The 16,782-nt window shown below is 64.0% G+C and carries 15 protein-coding genes; 9 read left to right on the top strand and 6 right to left on the bottom strand.

Annotated features, from left to right (window positions below; all coding sequences use genetic code 11):
• Positions 1-62: 62 nt before the first annotated feature.
• Positions 63-1,424, bottom strand: a complete 1,362-nt coding sequence (locus E3T61_RS19745; protein ID WP_241992706.1) for an MFS transporter — start codon at positions 1,422-1,424, stop codon at positions 63-65.
• 163 nt (positions 1,425-1,587) lie between these two features.
• Here E3T61_RS19745 and E3T61_RS19740 point away from each other — a divergent pair, with 163 nt between their 5' ends.
• Positions 1,588-2,238, top strand: a complete 651-nt coding sequence (locus tag E3T61_RS19740; RefSeq protein WP_166793322.1) for a TetR/AcrR family transcriptional regulator — start codon at positions 1,588-1,590, stop codon at positions 2,236-2,238.
• Positions 2,239-2,384: 146 nt separating this feature from the next.
• Here E3T61_RS19740 and E3T61_RS19735 read toward each other — a convergent pair whose 3' ends face one another.
• Entirely contained in the window at positions 2,385-3,440 is a 1,056-nt protein-coding gene (locus E3T61_RS19735; RefSeq protein WP_198418735.1) for a LacI family DNA-binding transcriptional regulator, read from the bottom strand.
• 215 nt (positions 3,441-3,655) lie between these two features.
• Here E3T61_RS19735 and E3T61_RS19730 point away from each other — a divergent pair, with 215 nt between their 5' ends.
• From E3T61_RS19730 to E3T61_RS19710, 5 genes are all read left to right on the top strand, one after another.
• Positions 3,656-4,633, top strand: a complete 978-nt coding sequence (locus tag E3T61_RS19730) for a glycoside hydrolase family protein (RefSeq protein WP_134642550.1) — start codon at positions 3,656-3,658, stop codon at positions 4,631-4,633.
• A gap of 109 nt (positions 4,634-4,742) precedes the next feature.
• Positions 4,743-6,068, top strand: coding sequence for a sugar ABC transporter substrate-binding protein (locus E3T61_RS19725; protein WP_134642549.1), 1,326 nt, complete (start codon positions 4,743-4,745; stop codon positions 6,066-6,068).
• Positions 6,069-6,128: 60 nt separating this feature from the next.
• The gene (locus E3T61_RS19720) at positions 6,129-7,091 is read left to right on the top strand and encodes a carbohydrate ABC transporter permease (RefSeq protein ID WP_241992705.1); all 963 of its coding nucleotides are present in this window, start codon (positions 6,129-6,131) and stop codon (positions 7,089-7,091) included.
• Positions 7,088-7,939, top strand: a complete 852-nt coding sequence (locus E3T61_RS19715) for a carbohydrate ABC transporter permease (RefSeq protein ID WP_134642548.1) — start codon at positions 7,088-7,090, stop codon at positions 7,937-7,939. Before E3T61_RS19720 ends, E3T61_RS19715 begins: the two co-directional genes overlap by 4 nt.
• A gap of 5 nt (positions 7,940-7,944) precedes the next feature.
• Positions 7,945-10,116 carry an alpha-galactosidase gene (locus tag E3T61_RS19710; protein WP_134642547.1) on the top strand — a complete coding sequence of 724 codons (2,172 nt, stop codon included), beginning with the start codon at positions 7,945-7,947 and terminating at the stop codon, positions 10,114-10,116.
• Here the strand turns inward: E3T61_RS19710 and E3T61_RS19705 are convergent.
• From E3T61_RS19705 to E3T61_RS19695, 3 genes are all read right to left on the bottom strand, one after another.
• A complete protein-coding gene (locus E3T61_RS19705) occupies positions 10,092-10,571 on the bottom strand; it encodes a TetR/AcrR family transcriptional regulator (protein ID WP_134642546.1) in 480 nt (159 codons plus the stop codon). The genes E3T61_RS19710 and E3T61_RS19705 overlap by 25 nt on opposite strands.
• Positions 10,572-10,838: 267 nt before the next feature.
• Positions 10,839-11,531, bottom strand: a complete 693-nt coding sequence (locus E3T61_RS19700; protein ID WP_134642545.1) for an ABC transporter ATP-binding protein — start codon at positions 11,529-11,531, stop codon at positions 10,839-10,841.
• On the bottom strand, positions 11,528-12,598 hold the full coding sequence (locus E3T61_RS19695) for an ABC transporter permease (RefSeq protein WP_134642544.1): 1,071 nt from the start codon (positions 12,596-12,598) through the stop codon (positions 11,528-11,530). Before E3T61_RS19695 ends, E3T61_RS19700 begins: the two co-directional genes overlap by 4 nt.
• A gap of 165 nt (positions 12,599-12,763) precedes the next feature.
• Between E3T61_RS19695 and E3T61_RS19690 the strand changes: the two genes are divergently transcribed.
• Genes E3T61_RS19690 through E3T61_RS22180 form a run of 3 tightly spaced genes read left to right on the top strand, consistent with a single transcriptional unit; the run spans position 12,764 to position 14,884 of the window.
• Positions 12,764-13,951, top strand: coding sequence for a sensor histidine kinase (locus E3T61_RS19690; RefSeq protein ID WP_134642543.1), 1,188 nt, complete (start codon positions 12,764-12,766; stop codon positions 13,949-13,951).
• On the top strand, positions 13,948-14,574 hold the full coding sequence (locus tag E3T61_RS19685) for a response regulator (RefSeq protein WP_134642542.1): 627 nt from the start codon (positions 13,948-13,950) through the stop codon (positions 14,572-14,574). Before E3T61_RS19690 ends, E3T61_RS19685 begins: the two co-directional genes overlap by 4 nt.
• On the top strand, positions 14,558-14,884 hold the full coding sequence (locus E3T61_RS22180) for a family 20 glycosylhydrolase (protein ID WP_134642541.1): 327 nt from the start codon (positions 14,558-14,560) through the stop codon (positions 14,882-14,884). The genes E3T61_RS19685 and E3T61_RS22180 overlap by 17 nt, the downstream gene beginning before the upstream one ends.
• 697 nt (positions 14,885-15,581) lie before the next feature.
• Here the strand turns inward: E3T61_RS22180 and E3T61_RS19675 are convergent.
• A partial coding sequence (locus E3T61_RS19675; RefSeq protein ID WP_206751535.1) for a sialidase family protein occupies positions 15,582-16,782 on the bottom strand: 1,201 nt, incomplete at its 5' end.

The following is a 16,782-nucleotide window of genomic DNA, read 5'->3' as shown; positions in this document are numbered from 1 at the left end:
AATGAAGGGCGGCAAGCCCTGTCGGGTCGTTGTGGATTGTTTCGGTCATGTGCCGGGAGGGATCACCGCACTGATTTGACTCGCATGACCAGCAGGCCGCCGATAATGGTGAACACGCCGGCGAGCACGTACAACAGGGTGTAGTTCTTGTCTCCCGATGCGGATACTCCGAGGACGAGAACGATCGACGCGACGAACGGTGCCGTCGACTGGGCGAGGGCGGTTGAGTACCCGGTGATGCTGACGAATCGGCCCGCATCAGTCTCTTTGGCGGGAAGCACATCGATCAACAGCGCCTGATCGACGGCCGAGAATACGCCAATCGCGAGGGTGCTCAGCAGGCTGCCCACGAGAAGAACCGGCAGGTCGGGGGCGAACGCCATCAGAGTGTTGGCGGCAGCGAAGAGTATCCCGGCCCCAAGCACGAAAGGCTTACGACGGCGCAGCCGGTCCGTGAGGAATCCACCTCCGAGGGCTCCGCCGATCGTCCCGACGATTCCCAGGAGCCCGGCGACTGCGATCAGGCTGCCAACGTCCTTCACCTCGAGGCCGAGCTTGGACGCGAAGAAGAACGCGGTGTAGGTCGAGCTGATGGTGAGCCCGAAGAAGAAGAAGAGACGCCCAAGCCAGTTCCACGCGAAGTCAGGGTTGGTGCGGGGGTCGAAGACATACCCGGCGATAACGGAGCGAGCGGTGAGCGGCTTGTCGAAGGTGAGCCCCCTGCTATCCGGCTCATGGTAACGCACGACGAAGAGCCCGACAAAGACGACGGCGAAGATGCCAGGCACGAGCATCATCAGGATGGGGTTCGCGGAGAGCGAGCCGCCGATTACGGCACCTACGACAGGGGCAACCTGCTGCGCCATCCCAGTGATCCCAGCTACCTTGCCACGCTGCAGTGCAGGAAGCCGGTCGGCCTGAATGGTGACGAACCCGTTGACGACGAGACTGAAGGTGATCTGCGCGAGTACCCATCCGAGGCCCAGAACGAAAATACTCGGTGCTAGGGCCATCACGGTGAGGGCCAACACGCCGCCGATCGTGCCGCCGATCAGCCATGGACGGCGTCGGCCGAATCGGCTCCTGGTGCGGTCGCTCAGCTGACCCGCGAGCGGACCAAGTGGCAAAGCGGCGACGGCACCTACACCAATGATGATGCCGAGATACTCGTCACGACCTGGGGCTAGGTCTTGCACGCGAATCGAGAGTGAGATCGCGACCGGAGTGACATATGCGAGGTACACGCCGAAGATGCCCGCAAAGATGAGGGCGATCCAACGACGACTGACCGGAGGAAAGTCATCGCCGGATTCGGGGAGTCGTTTCGCCTCCGCGACGCTGGCAGCCGTCTGCTGCGCGCTAGGGCCAGCGAGCGGGAAAGCCGCGCCGGCTGTCGAATCGATTCCATCGTCGTGGGTTGCCACGGTGACTCCTTTGTCATGGTCGGGTAGCGAAGTGCGGAGGTGTGAGACTCGCGACCAAATTACCTCTGCGGCGCGAAGTTCAGCCTGAATGTATCATGAAAATCGCGCTACAAACGTAATTTCATCGAATTCCCGAACCGTGCCAGCGGAGGAGCCACAACACATGAGCAGCAGCGACGAAGCACGCACCGCCCGCGGCCCGTACGCGAAGACGGCGACGGTACGTAGGAAGATCATCGAGGCCTGCCTGGAGGTGTTCAATGAGAGCGGCTATCGCGCGATGACCGTGAAAGCAGTGGCGGAGCGTGCGGGAATGAGCCAGCGCGGACTTGTTCATCACTTCGCAACGAAGGAAGCTCTTCTCTTCGCAGTGCTCGAAGCACGAGACCAGGCAGACAGCGAAGGAGCACCCGAACTGGGCAGCGCACGTGCGCTGTCGTCGGTTTTGACGAAACACTTCGAGAACATGCACAAGGGCACCCTTCTGGAGCTGCACACAGTTCTGGCGGCTGAGGCGATTTCTCGCGATCATCCCGCGCATGAGTATTACTCCAATCGATACGCAGAGCTACGCTTCTATCTGACTGCGGCGTTCGACGCCCTACAGGCAGACGGACTCTTCGATCCGAAGGCCAACTCCTCGACTCTCGCCAGTATGATCATCGGCCTGATGGACGGTCTGCAGGTTCAGTGGCTCTACGACCCAGCCTCGGTCAATGTGGAGAAGTCATTTGATGTCTTTCTTAGCGCCATCGGCCTGGACGTCAGCAAGGCGGGATCGACCCAGCCTGCTGTCGCAAGGCGTTCTGACTGACAGGGCAGACCGAACTCGCGCCGACAGGTCATCAAGGTTGCGACGAGTCGTTCAAGCAGGTATCGGAAACGCAGAACGCTGATGCTGATTGCGCCCTTTGGCTTCCCTTCCCGCTCACGGCTGACCACGGCGGGTGTATGGGCTTCTTAGCGAACCCAGTTCGTCTCATCATCGGGGTGCTCGATGCGGCTTCCGACCTTCTCGGGAACCTTCACTGATCCGCGAATACGCAGAGGCATCGGCACGAGGTGTTCACCTGGGGTGTGTTCGCCGTCCAGAAGCAGCCGCACCGCGTGGGCACCCATTTCTTCGAACGGTGCCGCGGCCGTGGTGAGCATCGGGTCGAGGTACACGGCAATGTCATCGTCGTCGAATGACACGACCGCGACGTCGCGTCCGGCCTTCAGACCCGCCTCGCCCAGGGCTCGGTAGGCACCGAACGCGAGCCGGTCGTTCAGGCAGATGATGGCCCGTGGTTGAACGTTGGCCTGCAACAGGTCGTGGATGGCTTGATAGCCGTTGATGACCGACCACGGTTGGCAGTGGAGCTGTGCGATCGGCGTCACCCCCCGTTCACGAAGAGTGTCCCAAATTCCCGCCAGGCGTCGTTGCACGGCGACCGTGAACCACTCGTCGGCCGGGTGGTCCAGAGAACGTCCGAGCACGACCACGTTCTCGGTGTGCCCGGCGTCCAGGAGGAGCCGGATGATGTTCCGTGCACCCTTGTACTCATCTGCGAGGACGGAGTCGGCCACATCGTCGGAGACCGCATTGAGCATCACTACGGGTGTGGAGCCAACGTTGGCGGGCACATGCAACGACTGCGGTCGGGTGGCTGCGTAGATGATTCCGTCGACCTGCCGGTCGGTGAGAGCGTCAACTGCGTCGTGCACCGCCCCCTCCTCCCCTTCGGTCTCGGCGATGAACAGCACATGTCCGTGCCGCTTCGCTTCCTGGAGCGCTCCTCGAATAAGGCCGCTGGCGAGGCGGTCGGTGGCCACCTGTTCGGAGATGAATCCGATCACATGGGACTTCTGGGTACTCAGTGCTCGGGCGGTGAGGTTGGGCCGATAGCCGAGCTCGTCGGCGGCCGCTCGCACCCGTATTGCCGCTTCTGCCGACAAGCGGGTGCCCTGGCGGTTGTTCATGATCAGCGACACGGAGGTCGTGGAAACACCGGCGAGCTTGGCGACGTCCGCCATCGTTACTCTCTTTTGAGCCACGGTCGCCTCTATTCCCAGGTTGATCCGCTCATCGTATCGGAATATCTGCTAAACCGCTTGACACGCGGTGCTAAATCGCATAACTTCACTAGTCAAGCGTGTTAGCGACCGCCGATTCCGGCTCAACGACGAAGGACTACCGTGCATTCCACCGACACCTGCGACCCCACCGATGCACGAAACCGCGGTGCGTCGTGCTGAACCTCGACGGCTCGTGGGTGTGGGATTTCTGGTTGGCCGACGACGGCGACCTGCACCACCTCTACTTTTTGCACGCACCCACCTCGCTCGGCGACGAATCCCGTCGCCACCGTGCTGCCCGCATCGGCCACGCCGTGTCCGACAACCTCACCGACTGGACGCTCTGCCCGAGCCCCTTCCCAGTCGGAGATCCAGGCGCGTTCGATGAAACAGCGACGTGGACGGGCAGCGTGGTCCGCGGCACCGACGACGTGTGGCGGATGTTCTACACCGGCGCCCGGTTCCTCGGCGATGAGCCTGCTACCGCGAACATCGAATCGATCGGAGTGGCGACGTCGATGGATCTCCAGACGTGGGTAAAACAGCCCGGTCCGGTCACGACCGCAGACCCGCGCTGGTACGAGACGTGGGGCTCCTCCACGTGGAAGGAAGAGGCGTGGCGAGACCCGTGGGTGTTCGCCGATCCCGCCGGAGACGGCTTCCACATGCTGGTCACGGCCCGCGCCAACCACGGAGAGATCAACGATCGCGGTGTCGTCGGGTATGCGCACAGCGCGGATCTCCGCAGTTGGGAAGTCCGCCCGCCGCTGTCCGAGCCGGGCGCCGGCTTCGAACACGTCGAAGTTCTCCAGGTCGTCCAGGTCGACGGGTTTTGGGTGCTGGTGTTCTCGTGCCCCGCGGGAGCGGCTACGCCAGAACGCGCTGCGGAGTTTCCCGACGTGGGCACCTGGGCGATGGTCGTTGACGACCCCACCGGCCCGTTCGACCTGTCCGCAGCGCAGCCGCTGACCCCGGAAAATCTCTACTCCGGCAAGCTCGTGCAGCACCGGGACGGGCAGTGGGCTCTCCTGGCCTTCCACACCAGCCAGACCGGAGCTACCTTCCACAGCGAGATCTCCGACCCGATCCCGTTCCGGATCACCGCCGACGGAGAATTCGCTCTCGACCACCGACAGGGTGCTTCCTCGTGACAGCCGTCCCGCAGACATCACCGCGCATCGCAGGCATGCGCTCGGTGAGCAGAACCATCGCACGCCTGTCTTTCGTATCCACAGTGGGATACAACCAACAAGGAGAGTCATGACAATCACACGCACTATGCGACGAGGCATGGTCGCCGCGGTCGCATTCACCGCCACCGCACTACTGGTCACCGGCTGTTCGGCAGGCGGGAGCGGAGCCGCTGCCGGCGACGGCGCCGGAGACATCGACGTCTGGGCGTTGCAGGGCCAGGACAGCGAGAACGCCGCGCTGCAGGCCGCCGTCGACGGATTCAACGGCTCCCAGTCTGACGTCACTGCCAAGCTGCGCCTGATTGCGTCGGACACGTACACGACGACGATCACCAGCACGCCGAAGGATCAGCTGCCGGACGTGCTGCAGATCGACGGCCCGACGCTGGCCAGCTACGTCTACAACGGAAAGCTCACCCCGATCAGCGACCACGTCTCGCAGGAGACGATTGACAACGCCACCGCCGGGTCCATCGCTGAAGGCACCGCGGACGGGGAGCTGTACGCACTCGCGCAGTTCGACTCCGCGATGGGACTCTACGGGAACAAGGCGATGCTCGATGCGGCCGGGGTCACCTACCCCACCTCGATCGACACCGCCTGGACCGCCGAAGAGTTCGAGACCGCGCTGAGCGCGCTCTCCGGTTCCAGCCCGTCCGGGAAGGCCCTGGACCTGAATGAAGCCGGACTCGCGGGCGAGTGGGGAACGTACGCGTTCGCACCGTTCGTCTGGTCGGCAGGCGGAAACCTGCTCGAGGACAACACGGCGACTGGCGCGCTTGACTCGGCCGCGAGTGTTGACGCGCTCACCCAGGTCGCCGGCTGGAAGCCCTTCGTGGATTCCAATGCCGACTCCAAGGTCTTCCCTGACGGGCGCGTTGCTCTCGGTATCGGTGGGCACTGGAACTACCCGACCTACAGCGAAGCGCTCGGCGATGACCTCCTGGTGATGCCGCTGCCCGACTTCGGCACCGGCGCCAAGGCCGGCGCCGGGTCGCTGACCTGGGGAATCGGCTCCGGAACCCAGGACGGCAAGGCGGCCGGTGCGTTCATGGACTACCTTCTGAACGATGAGAGCGTCACCGCCATGACTCAGGCCAACGGTGCACCCCCGGCCACGAAATCGGCGTTCGACGCAGACCCGCTCTACAAGGAGGGCGGACCGCTTGCCCTGTTCGGTGAGCAGCTCGCCAACGCGTGTGCATCCGACGACATCACCGACACCTGTGTCGCGGTCTACCGGCCGATCACGGCCGGCTACCCCACGGTCACGTCGCAGTTCTCCAGTGCTCTCTCGGCGATTTGGGGTGGCGCTGACCCGGCCAAGGCTCTGGGCGACGCGGCGACGTCGATCGACCAGAACTTCGCGGACAACGACGGATACCAGCAGTAATCCCCCGGGTGTGGGCGCTCGCAGGCCGGGCGCCCACACCCCCTCCGAAAGGCAACTCCCATGGCTAGCCCCGTATCGACGGCGATACCCTCCTCGCAGCTCACAGTACGCAAGCCCCGGTTCCGCTGGCGCGACACCCGTGACGGTGTTCTCATGTCCGCCCCGGCCATCATCGGGCTGATCGCTTTCGTCGCTGTCCCGTTCATCACCGCCATCGTGCTGTCCCTCTATAACGTGCAGGCAGATATGGCGCGAGAACCCCGCTTCTGGGGGTTCACCCACTACATCCGGCTGTTCACCGACCCGATCCTCTCCGGCACATTCCTGCGCTCGCTGCTGAACAACCTGGTCTTCGCCCTCGTGGTCATCCCGGTCCAAACCGGGCTGGCCCTGGTGCTCGCCGTTCTGCTGAACCGGAAGCTGCGCGGGATGAAATTCTTCCGCACCTTTTTCTTCATGCCGGTCGTGTTCCCGATGGCCCTGGTTGCCGTGATCTGGCGACTGATCCTGGAACGCGGTGACGACGGACTGCTGAACGCATCCGTGAGCGTCATCACCGGTGGGCTGGTCCCCGCTCACGACTGGCTCGGCTCATCCGCGACGGCTCTCGGATCGGTCATCCTGCTCTCGATCTGGCAGGGCGTCGGATTCCAGATGGTGATCCTCCTCGCCGCACTGCAGGAGATTCCCGAAGAACGCTACGAAGCCGCCCGGCTCGACCGAGCCAACGGCTGGCAGCAATTCCGTCACATCACCATCCCCGGCATCCGCAACACGCTGATCTTCGTCACGCTGCTCACCACGATCCTCGCGTTCCGGGTCTACGACCAGGTCTACATCCTGATCCGCACCGCCGGCGCGAATGAAGAAGCCACTCAAACCCTGCTGTACACAGGCACCAAGGCGATCTTCTCCGAGAACAATCTGGGCCGCGCGTCGGCGATCTCGGTTGTTCTGTTCGTCATCATCGTCATCATCACCCTGGTCCAACGGGGCCTACTGCGTCAAAGGAGCGAAGGATGAGCGCCAACAACCGCGCCCGCCGCACGGCCGCGGCTTTCCAGAATTACGCCGTCTTGATCGTCGCGGCGCTCTTGATGTTCGCCCCGATCTACTACCTGCTCATCGGCAGCCTGAAACCGTCCTCGGAGGTTCTCAACGGGTTCGCCGGGTTCCTGCCCACCGACTTGTCGTTGGACAACTACGTCGCGGTCTTCCGGGCCCTCAGCTCCGATGCGTCAGGGTACTTCTGGCAGTTCATGGCCAACTCCCTGTTGATCTCGATCGTGGTCGTCGTCGGCGGGCTGCTGGTGAACTCCCTCGCCGGATACGCGTTCTCCCGGCTGGAGTGGGTCGGCCGCGACAAGGTCTTCATCCTGATCATCCTGCTCGTGATCGTCCCGTTCGAATCGGTGGCCATCCCCCTGATGGCGCTGATGCAGGGGCAACGAGACACCCTCCTGGTGCAGATGCTGCCGTTCATCGCGAACGCGTTCTCGGTGTTCCTCTTCTACACGTTCTTCCTTAACCTCCCCAAGAGCGTCGAAGAGGCCGCGCATCTGGACGGGCTGGGAGCTTGGGGAACGTTCTTCCGGATCGTCGTCCCGAACGCCAAACCCGTCTTCGCCACCGTCGCGATCCTCACCTTCCTCAGCTCGTGGGGGCAGTATCTCTGGCCTTCACTCGTGACCTCTGACCCTGCCGTGCGACCGTTGCCGCTCGAGATGGGAGTGTTCTCCGACCGAGAACCGGCCGACTGGGGGCAAGTCTTCGCCTTCGGCACCCTGCTCGTCTTGCCGGTGTTGGTCGTGTTCCTGATCTTCCAGCGGTACTTCGTCCAGTCCGTGGCCGGCTCCGCGGTCAAGGGCTGAGCGCAATGGTTCCCCACGCTGAGATCGACACGATCTCTCCAGCTCCGCAGCCAGATCGCATCCTTCACCTTCGACGCGGGGGCACCAGCGTCGTCATCGACCTGGACAGCCCCTACGGGCCGGCGATCGTGCACTGGGGAGCGGCGTTGACCGTTACGACCGCCGACACACTGCGGCACCTGGCCCTGGCCGTGCAGCCGCAGCGGGTCACCGGCGGTCTCGACCACACTCCTCGCGTAGCCGTCGTGCCAACGGCGTCCAGCGGATGGCCCGGCACCCCAGGCGTTGAAGGACACCGCGCTGACGGCACCGACTTCAGCCTCCTGCTTACCCTCAGTGAGGTCGACGTCACCCCCACTGCGGCGACCTTGACCCTCACTGACCCCGAAACCGGACTGCTCGTGGTCGCCGTCCTCTCCCTCGGCAGCGCGGGCGTCTTCACCCAGCAGCTCACCGTGACCAACACCGGGGACACCGCCTATACGGTCGATCGCCTCCAGGCGACATTTCCGATCCCCATTGACGCCGCCGAGATCCTCGACACGACCGGACGCCACCTGCGCGAGCGCACCCCACAGCGCCACGCATTCACCTACGGCAGCCACGTCCGCGAGTCCCGCCGCGGCCGCCCCGGCGCCGACTCCACCCTCCTGTTCACGGCCGGCCAGCCCGGCTTCGGCTTCGAAACTGGGCTCGTGCACGGCATCCACGTCGCCTGGAGCGGCAACCATCGCGTGGCCGGCGAGAAGGTCACCACCGGTGAAGCCTTCCTCACCGGCGGTGAACTCTATCTGCCGGGCGAGATCACGCTCCTGCCGGGAGAGTCTGTGCAGAGCCCCCGCGTGATGGGCTCGTGGGGAGTGGGCCTTGATGAACTCGCGCATCGGATCCGCACCGAATGGCGAGCCCGCCCGCACCATCCGCAGCGCCCGCGACCCGTTACCCTCAACACTTGGGAAGCCGTCTACTTCGACCACGACCTCCCCCGGCTGAAGTCTCTCGCCGACATCGCCGCGGAGGTCGGTGTGGAACGGTTCGTCCTGGACGACGGTTGGTACCACGGACGACGCGACGACACCGCGGGGCTCGGTGACTGGCATGTCGATGAGACCGTGTGGCCGAACGGACTCGCCCCCATCATCGACCACGTCATCGGACTCGGCATGGAGTTCGGGCTGTGGGTGGAACCCGAAATGGTCAACCCCGACAGCGACCTCGCGCGCACACATCCGGAATGGCTACTCCGCGCCCGCACCACGGAGCCGATGTCGGGACGCAACCAGCAGGTCGTCAACCTCGCCGACCCGGAGGCCTACGCGCACATCGCCGAGCGGTTGCACACCCTGCTCGACGAGTACCGAATCGCCTACCTCAAATGGGACCACAACCGTGACCTCGTCGACCCCGGTGCCGGAGCCGGCGGGCAGGCGCGTGCGCACGCACACACGCAGGCGTTCTACCGGCTTCTGGACGAGCTGCGGGCCGCGCACCCGGGGCTCGAGATCGAGAGCTGCGCCTCCGGCGGCGCACGCGTCGACCTCGGCGTCCTCGACCGCACCGACCGCATCTGGGCCAGCGACAACCTGGACCCGATCGAACGCCTCCGCAACCAGCGGTACACGTCCCTGATAGTTCCACCGGAGATGATGGGCACGCATGTGTCCTCGCCGACGGTCCACACCACCGGCCGTGTCGTTGACCTCGCCTTCAGTGCCGCCGCAGCCCTCTTCGGGCACTTCGGCATTGAGTGGGACCTCACCACAACCGACGCGAAGACCCGGGCAGAGCTGGCCGAATGGGTGCAATTTGCCAAACAGATCCGCCCTCTCGTGGCACACGGCCGTCTGGTGAATGTCGATCTCGCCGACCCCTCCCTCGATGTTCGCGGGATGGTCAGCGATGACGGTGACACCGCAGTCTTCACGATCGCCCAGACGGAGATGAGCGCCACGTATCCAACCGGCCGCATTCGTCTCCCCGGCTTGAGACCGGACCTTCTCTTCCGCGTGACGCCCATCCTTCTCGCCGATGCTCACGGCTCGGGGCTATCTCCGCTCCGATGGCTGGAGAACGGTGCCGTCCTGACCGGCGCGGAACTCGGCACCGTCGGCGTGCGACCGCCTACCATGAAACCCCAACAGGCGGTCGTGCTTCAGCTCACGGCCATTGGTCGCTGACTGGCAGCGCCGCGATGCGGTGCCAGAACGGCGCGGACCTGGCCACGGATGTCATCGAGGACAGTACCGTCACTCTGCTGCATGTGAATCGTGGCGGTGACGCTGAGGTGAATGATGGCACTGACCACGCGTGCCACCGTGGTCGCGTCGGCCTGGTCGAGTGCACCGTCACGAGCGAGCACCTGGGCGATGCCGTCCTCGAGTCTGGCAGCACGGGCGAGTCCTTCGCGCCGGTTCGGTTCGGCAGGGTCGCCGAAGACAAGTTCATGAAGGTAGAGACGACCGTTGTCGATTTGCTCCCGCGCACAGACCACCACGGGCCGCATCACCGCCATGACCGATTCCAGGGGGTCCGTCGCCTCCGCGGCGATGGCGGGCAGGCCGTCGTCGATGGCCGCGGCGAATTTGTCGTTCTGCACCATGATCAGCAGCTCGGCCTTCGTCGAGGCGTACAAGTGAGCGGAGTCACCCTCACACGGCGGTTCTCCGCAGTGTGGGCAAGCGGCCCCCGCCCCACTCAAGTGCCGGCGCAGGACCTGATCGTTATCGCAAAGCGGGCTCTCGCCCGGTAGCGGGTCATCGCAACCAGACACCCAGCAGACCTTCGCCTTACAAGCTCCGAACGCAGCGGAAGCCAAGATAGATGGTCGGCCCGCGCCTACGCTGAACACAGGGCAATGACTTGGGTGCTGAACAGCGTTCTCTTGCAAACGAGTGTGGACTCAGACGGCGGGAAGCGCGTCGACAAGTTTGCCGTCGACGAGGTGCACAACTCCATGCATGCGCGGGAGGTGCACGAGGTCGTGGGTGACAAGCAGGGTTGAGGTGTTCAACTCATCGGTGAGGCGCAGAATCAGGTCGATGATGCTGGCGCCGCGTTCTTGGTCCAGAGCGCTGGTTGGTTCGTCGACGAGAAGGACGCTGGGGTCGTTCATGAGTGCCCGGGCGATGTTTACGCGCTGGCGCTGACCGCCGGAGAGCTGGTGCGGACGTTTGTCACGTTGGTCCGCGAGGCCGACCGCGTCGAGGAGCACATCGGCCCGCGTGGCGGCCTTTCCCCGGTTCCTCCGGCTGTGCCGGGCGCCAAGCTCGTTCATGACGGCCAGTTGCTCCCGCGCGGTGAGGGAGGGGATGAGGTTGGATTGCTGGAAGACGATTCCGATCTTGTTGCGGCGCAGTTCGGTCGCTTCGCCTGGGGTCAGCCTTGTGGCGTCGATGTCGTCGATGCGGACCTGGCCGGAGTCTGGCCGGATGAGGGTTGCCGCGACGGCGAGGAGGCTGGATTTTCCGGAACCGCTGGGTCCGGTGATGCCGGTGACGGTTCCGGGGTGGGCAGTGAGGGTGACGTGGTCGACGGCGGTGACGCGGCTGTCGCCGTCGGGGAAGGTGAGGGTGATGTTGTTCAGGCGGATCATCGGTTGCTCCCAAGTGCGGTGAGGGGGTCGGCGGAGGTGACGGAGCGGAGCGCGAAGGCGGCGCCCGCGAGGCCGAGCGCGATCATGATCACGCCGGGCAGAACCGTCGTGACCGGACTGAGCAGGAACGGCAGTGCAGTGCCGGCGAGAGTTCCCAGGACGGCGACGAGTCCTAAACCGGCTCCGATGCCGACAAGCAACACGATAAGTGCTTGGCCGAGAGCGTCACGAACAAGTGATCTGGTGCTGGCGCCGAGGGCTTTGAGTACGGCGATATCGCCTTTTCGCTGCATGGTCCAGACCGTGAAGAACGCGCCGATCACCAGGCCGGAGATGCCGAACAACATGGTGACCATGAGCAGCAGCGATCCGATCTCGGAGCGGAACGCGCTGAGCGCCATCAGGGACCCCAGGGTGCTCTCGGATACTGTCGCGTTCATCGCATCGGCGGCAGCCCAGTCGGGGTTTCCGGTGACGGCAAGGACGGTGGCGTAGGCGTCGGGGTTCCCGGTGGCGGCGGAGTAGGCCTGCCAGTCGTGAAGGGTCATCTGCACGACCGGGGTGTGGCTGTACCAGCCGTCTCCGTCGATGGTCTCGACGGTATAGGTGGTGCTGGCGATCGTGACGTCCTCGCCGGTTGTCACGCCGAGCTCTGCTGCTGCGGGATCGGACAGGCCCAGGCGGCCGTCGCGGGTGGGTGCGGCCCGGTTGAATCCCGGTTGCACACCGAAGAGCGCGATCGCGGCGCGGGTGGTGCCGGCTTCGCCGCGGGTCTGGCTGATCCCGATGGGTTCCGCGGCGGTGACCGCATCCGTTGACGCCCAATCCCTCGCCTGCTGCTCTGTGATGGTGGAGTCGGAGAAGGTGGCACTGGATTCCCCGGCAGCAGGGGCAGAGAACACGATGCGGTCGCCGGGAAGTGCGAGCACGGCCGAGATGTTCTGAGTCGCGAGTCCTCCCGTCAGCCCGCTGAGAAAACCGACGAGAACGGTGATGAGGCCGACGACGGAGCCGATGAGGACGAACCGGCCTTTGGCGAAGCGAAGATCGCGTAACGCGACGAACATGTGTGTGCCTTTCCTGCCACCGAGTGTGATGACAGTTCCCACTTTCCCGTTTCGTGACGGTTCCGTCATCGGCCGCCCGAACACCGTTTCGCACCCGGAGTGTGTACTCGCCCGTCGTACTTTCGAACGATGATCCTCAGACGGTGGACACGTAAACTTCAGCCCATGGTCCACACTGCTCTGACCCCGGTCTTCGTGGGTCTGCGAACTGGCCTGCACATACTGTTCGTCGCCTTGACCGTTCTCGTCGTCGTCCGCGCGGTGGTCGCCCCCACGGACGCGAGCATCACCGTCATCGTCTTGTCGGTGGCCCTCGTGGTGACCTACGGCCTCGGGGCGGTAATCGGCCGTCCGGGTCGATTCCGCACTCGCTTTCCGAGGCAGAGCTGGTTGGCTGTGCTCACCCTCGAGTGGGTGGCCCTCCTGTGGCTGATCCAGGAGGCCGCATACCTGGTCTTTCCCCTGTTCTTTCTCTACCTCCATCTCCTCGGTCGATGGCGGGGGTCCGCCGCGATCCTGGTTTCGACGGTCGTGGCGATCTGCATTCTCGGGGTGCACGGCGGCTGGACCGTCGGCGGGGTGGTTGGCCCCTTTGTCGGCGCCGGTGTCGCACTCCTGATCGGCCTCGGCTATCAAGCGCTGGCCCGCGAGGCTGAACAGCGCGAGGCCCTCATGAGGGACCTGATCAACACCCGGGGACAACTCGCGGCGACCGAACGTGAAGCCGGCGTTCTGGCAGAGCGCGCCCGCCTCGCCCGAGAGATCCACGACACGCTGGCGCAGGGGCTCTCCAGCATCCAGATGTTGCTGCACGCCGCCGAACGCACCGACCCCGACCGGCCCGGCGTCGAGCACATTCAGCTGGCACGTGAAACGGCCGCGGCGAACCTAGCCGACGCCCGCCGGTTCATCCGCGAACTTACCCCACCGCAACTTGACGACCAAGGTCTGGGCGGAGCGCTCCGCAGGCTCGCTGATACGCAGTGGTCGAAGCGGGGTCTCGATGTGAACGTTCGGGTTTCCGACAGCGTCGCGCTGCCGATGCATCTGCAGACTGCGCTGCTCCGAATCGCACAGGGCGCAATCGCGAACGTCATCCAACACGCCCACGCCACTACCGCGACCATCACCCTCGCCATCGACCGGGACGAGCTGTGCTTCACCATCGTTGACGACGGGACCGGGTTCGATCCGCTTCTCTCCACGAGGGATTCGGCGGAAAAGACGGATTCATTCGGCCTGCAGGCCACTCAAGAGCGTGTGCAACAGCTCGGCGGCACCCTCACCATCGACACCGCACCCGGCCGCGGAACTACCCTGGCCGTCAACCTATCCCGCACGGAGACCCCATGATCAGACTCGTGATCGCGGATGATCACCCCATCGTCCGTGCCGGACTCAACGCCCTGTTCAGCCTCGAGGAGGACTTCGACGTCGTCGCCGAAGCGGCCACCCCGGACGAGGCCGTGCAGGCCGCCGAGCGTGAGAATCCCGATGTCGTGCTGATGGACCTCCAATTCGGTGCTGGTGAGGCTACCACCGGCGCCGACGCCACCCGACGCATCCGGGCGCTTGATGCGGCCCCGTATGTGCTGGTACTGACGAACTACGACTCGGATGCTGACATCCTCGGCGCCGTCGAGGCGGGGGCAAGCGGCTATCTCCTCAAAGACGCACCACCGCACCAGCTGATTGCGGCGGTCCGCGCCGCCGCCGCCGGGGAGAGCGCCCTCGCACCCGTGATCGCCTCTCGGCTGTTGAATCGGATGCGCGCCCCCCAGGTCAGTCTCAGCGCCCGTGAAATGGAAGTGCTTGAGCTCGTCGCTCGCGGTAAATCCAACACCGGCGTCGCAGCTGATCTATTCCTCACCGAAACGACTGTCAAGTCGCACCTCGCACATATCTTCTCGAAGTTGAACGTCGGCTCCCGAACCGCCGCAGTATCCGCCGCCCGAGACCGTGGAATCCTACGCTGACCGTGCTCCCCATCTTTCCAACTCATCGCCCAACCCGTGTCCACTCTCCGGGGCCAAGGCCAGAGCAACGCTCAGCGGCCCGAGCATCTCAGTCCGGGCCGCTACCAGTACTTTGGAACGCTGCTATCAAGTATGTGGACCAGCGGTACCCCCAAAAGGTAGCTCGCCAACGAGGTTGTCGTTTTCTGTTCAGTTAGTCCTCCACCTCACCGATGACCAGGGCTGGCACCTTCATATCGACTCTTGGCCGGAGCTAACCGGCATCGGCGCCTCGACCTCCGTTGATGGCGTGAGCGGCGGCTTCTATTAGAAGGACGACTATCGCAGAATCGTCGAGCACGACCGTGGTTGCACATCGGCGGTGACGAATCATTGTCGACGCCCGAGGCGAATTACCTCGATCTCGTCGACCACCTCACGACAACGGCCGCCGCGACGGGCAAGACCGTCATCGGGTGGCACGAAATCGGCGCGTCAAGAGCGCTTCCGGCCAACACCATTGCGCAATATTCCCTGAGGCGGGCCGAAAGCCCGTCTGGACCGGTCTTGGCAAGCCACTTCGGCCCCCTTCATGACGTTGGCTACGCCGATTCCTCAGGAAACGGGAACGCACCTCGCGCCCCGATGTCGTCAACCCCGACGATGCGCCGGTTCGATATCGACAACGGCTAGCTCTACCAGGTCCCCGCCCGCACGGATCGCCGCAACCACAGCATCCTTGACCTGCCGAACATCGCGACCCTGTTCCAGGACAAAGATGCTTCCAGCTACGTCTACTGAATTTCTTCTCATTTGCACCCTTTCGGACTCTTCTGCGACGCTCTGTAGCGATGGCCCACGGCTGGCGCGGGAGCGGCAAAAGGCGGTATTCGATGCTAGACCCGCTGCAATCTGGTGGGGTCCAACCGAACACGTTTTCCTTGGCCGCGAATGAACGTCGATCTACTTTCACTGCACAAGTGCAGCCCATCACCGACCCCTCCATCAAATCGCCCGTTTTCGAGCAACTAGGTCGTGGGCACGCGGGCAACGACGATGTCATGGCTTCCCAGCGCGTTGAGAACGGACGTCGCCTGTAGCAGGGCGCCTTCGTTCGTCCACGTCAGCGATTGGCTGTAGCCAGAGTTCTCGAGGTCGAGGTGACGGGAGGCAGACACCGGGAGGCTGAGAGACCGCCACTCCCCGCGGCCACCACGCAGATTGATAAGTGCGAGGTTCGATTCCGTTCCGTCGGCTTCGATGGACAGGCGGCCGGTAACAAGCAGATTCACCTGTCCATCAGCGTCAACTCGCCAAGCCACATTTGGACTTCCAGAGAGTGTGGTACCTGTCGTGCTGACAAGTAGTTGACCCAAGTCGTCGGGGGCTCCCCAGCTAAGACCATTGGTTGAACTCGCGATGTAGACGGGAACGGTTGTCGGGCCCACAACCTCGAACACCGCTTTGTAGCTGCCGTCAGGAAGTTCACCGGTCCCTACAAGCATGCCTGGGCGCCGGTACCCATCGGACACTCCAAAGTCGATGACAGGCTCGTCCCAGTTCCGGAGGTCCTTGGTCGTTCGGTGCACGAGGACTTGGAGCATTCCTCGGTCCTTTTCGCGTTCATCGGCATAGACACATACGAGCTGCCCGTCAGCCATGAACAGGTCGGGTTCCCAAACTGCCGTGGTCGTGGCGTGAGCGGAGGAATCGTAGATCGCAGGGCCGCCTGCGTCGACCTGGGACACGAAGGACCAGGTTTCGCCCCGGTCCACGCTTGCGTAGATCACGATGTGCGTTTCGGACATGTCCTCGGGGATCGCGTTGCCGGCAAGCAACAGTGAACCTCGTGGATACCCACCGAACTCGACAGAAAGCTCGAAAAGAGAAGGTTGGTAGCGGTTCCCCATCCCCAAAAACGAGTCCACCACTTGCGCGACTAGGCTCCAACTGCGGCCGTCGTCATCACTTCGCCACACTGGGAAAGCCCGCCCATCAGCTGTTTCATCGACATAGACCTCCGCCGACAGAAAAATGGCTCCCTCGTTGGGTCCCGAAGGGTCCGTCACCAGCAGTCGGGTGTAGTTGGCGCCAGTCTCGTCGGCGCGGCCCGGACGTACGATGCACAGCTCGGGGGCGCTGGTTGAGAGCGGCAGCGGATATACAGAGTTCACTTGTTCCTCGCGTAACGGTCGTGATGGCAGGTGCTGACCGACGAAATCCGTCCTC

Origin of the sequence: Cryobacterium lactosi, from assembly GCF_004403945.1 — a bacterium.
Lineage (GTDB): Bacteria > Actinomycetota > Actinomycetes > Actinomycetales > Microbacteriaceae > Cryobacterium > Cryobacterium lactosi.
Note: the sequence above shows the minus strand (reverse complement) of the source record. Positions and strands in the feature narration are given on the sequence as shown.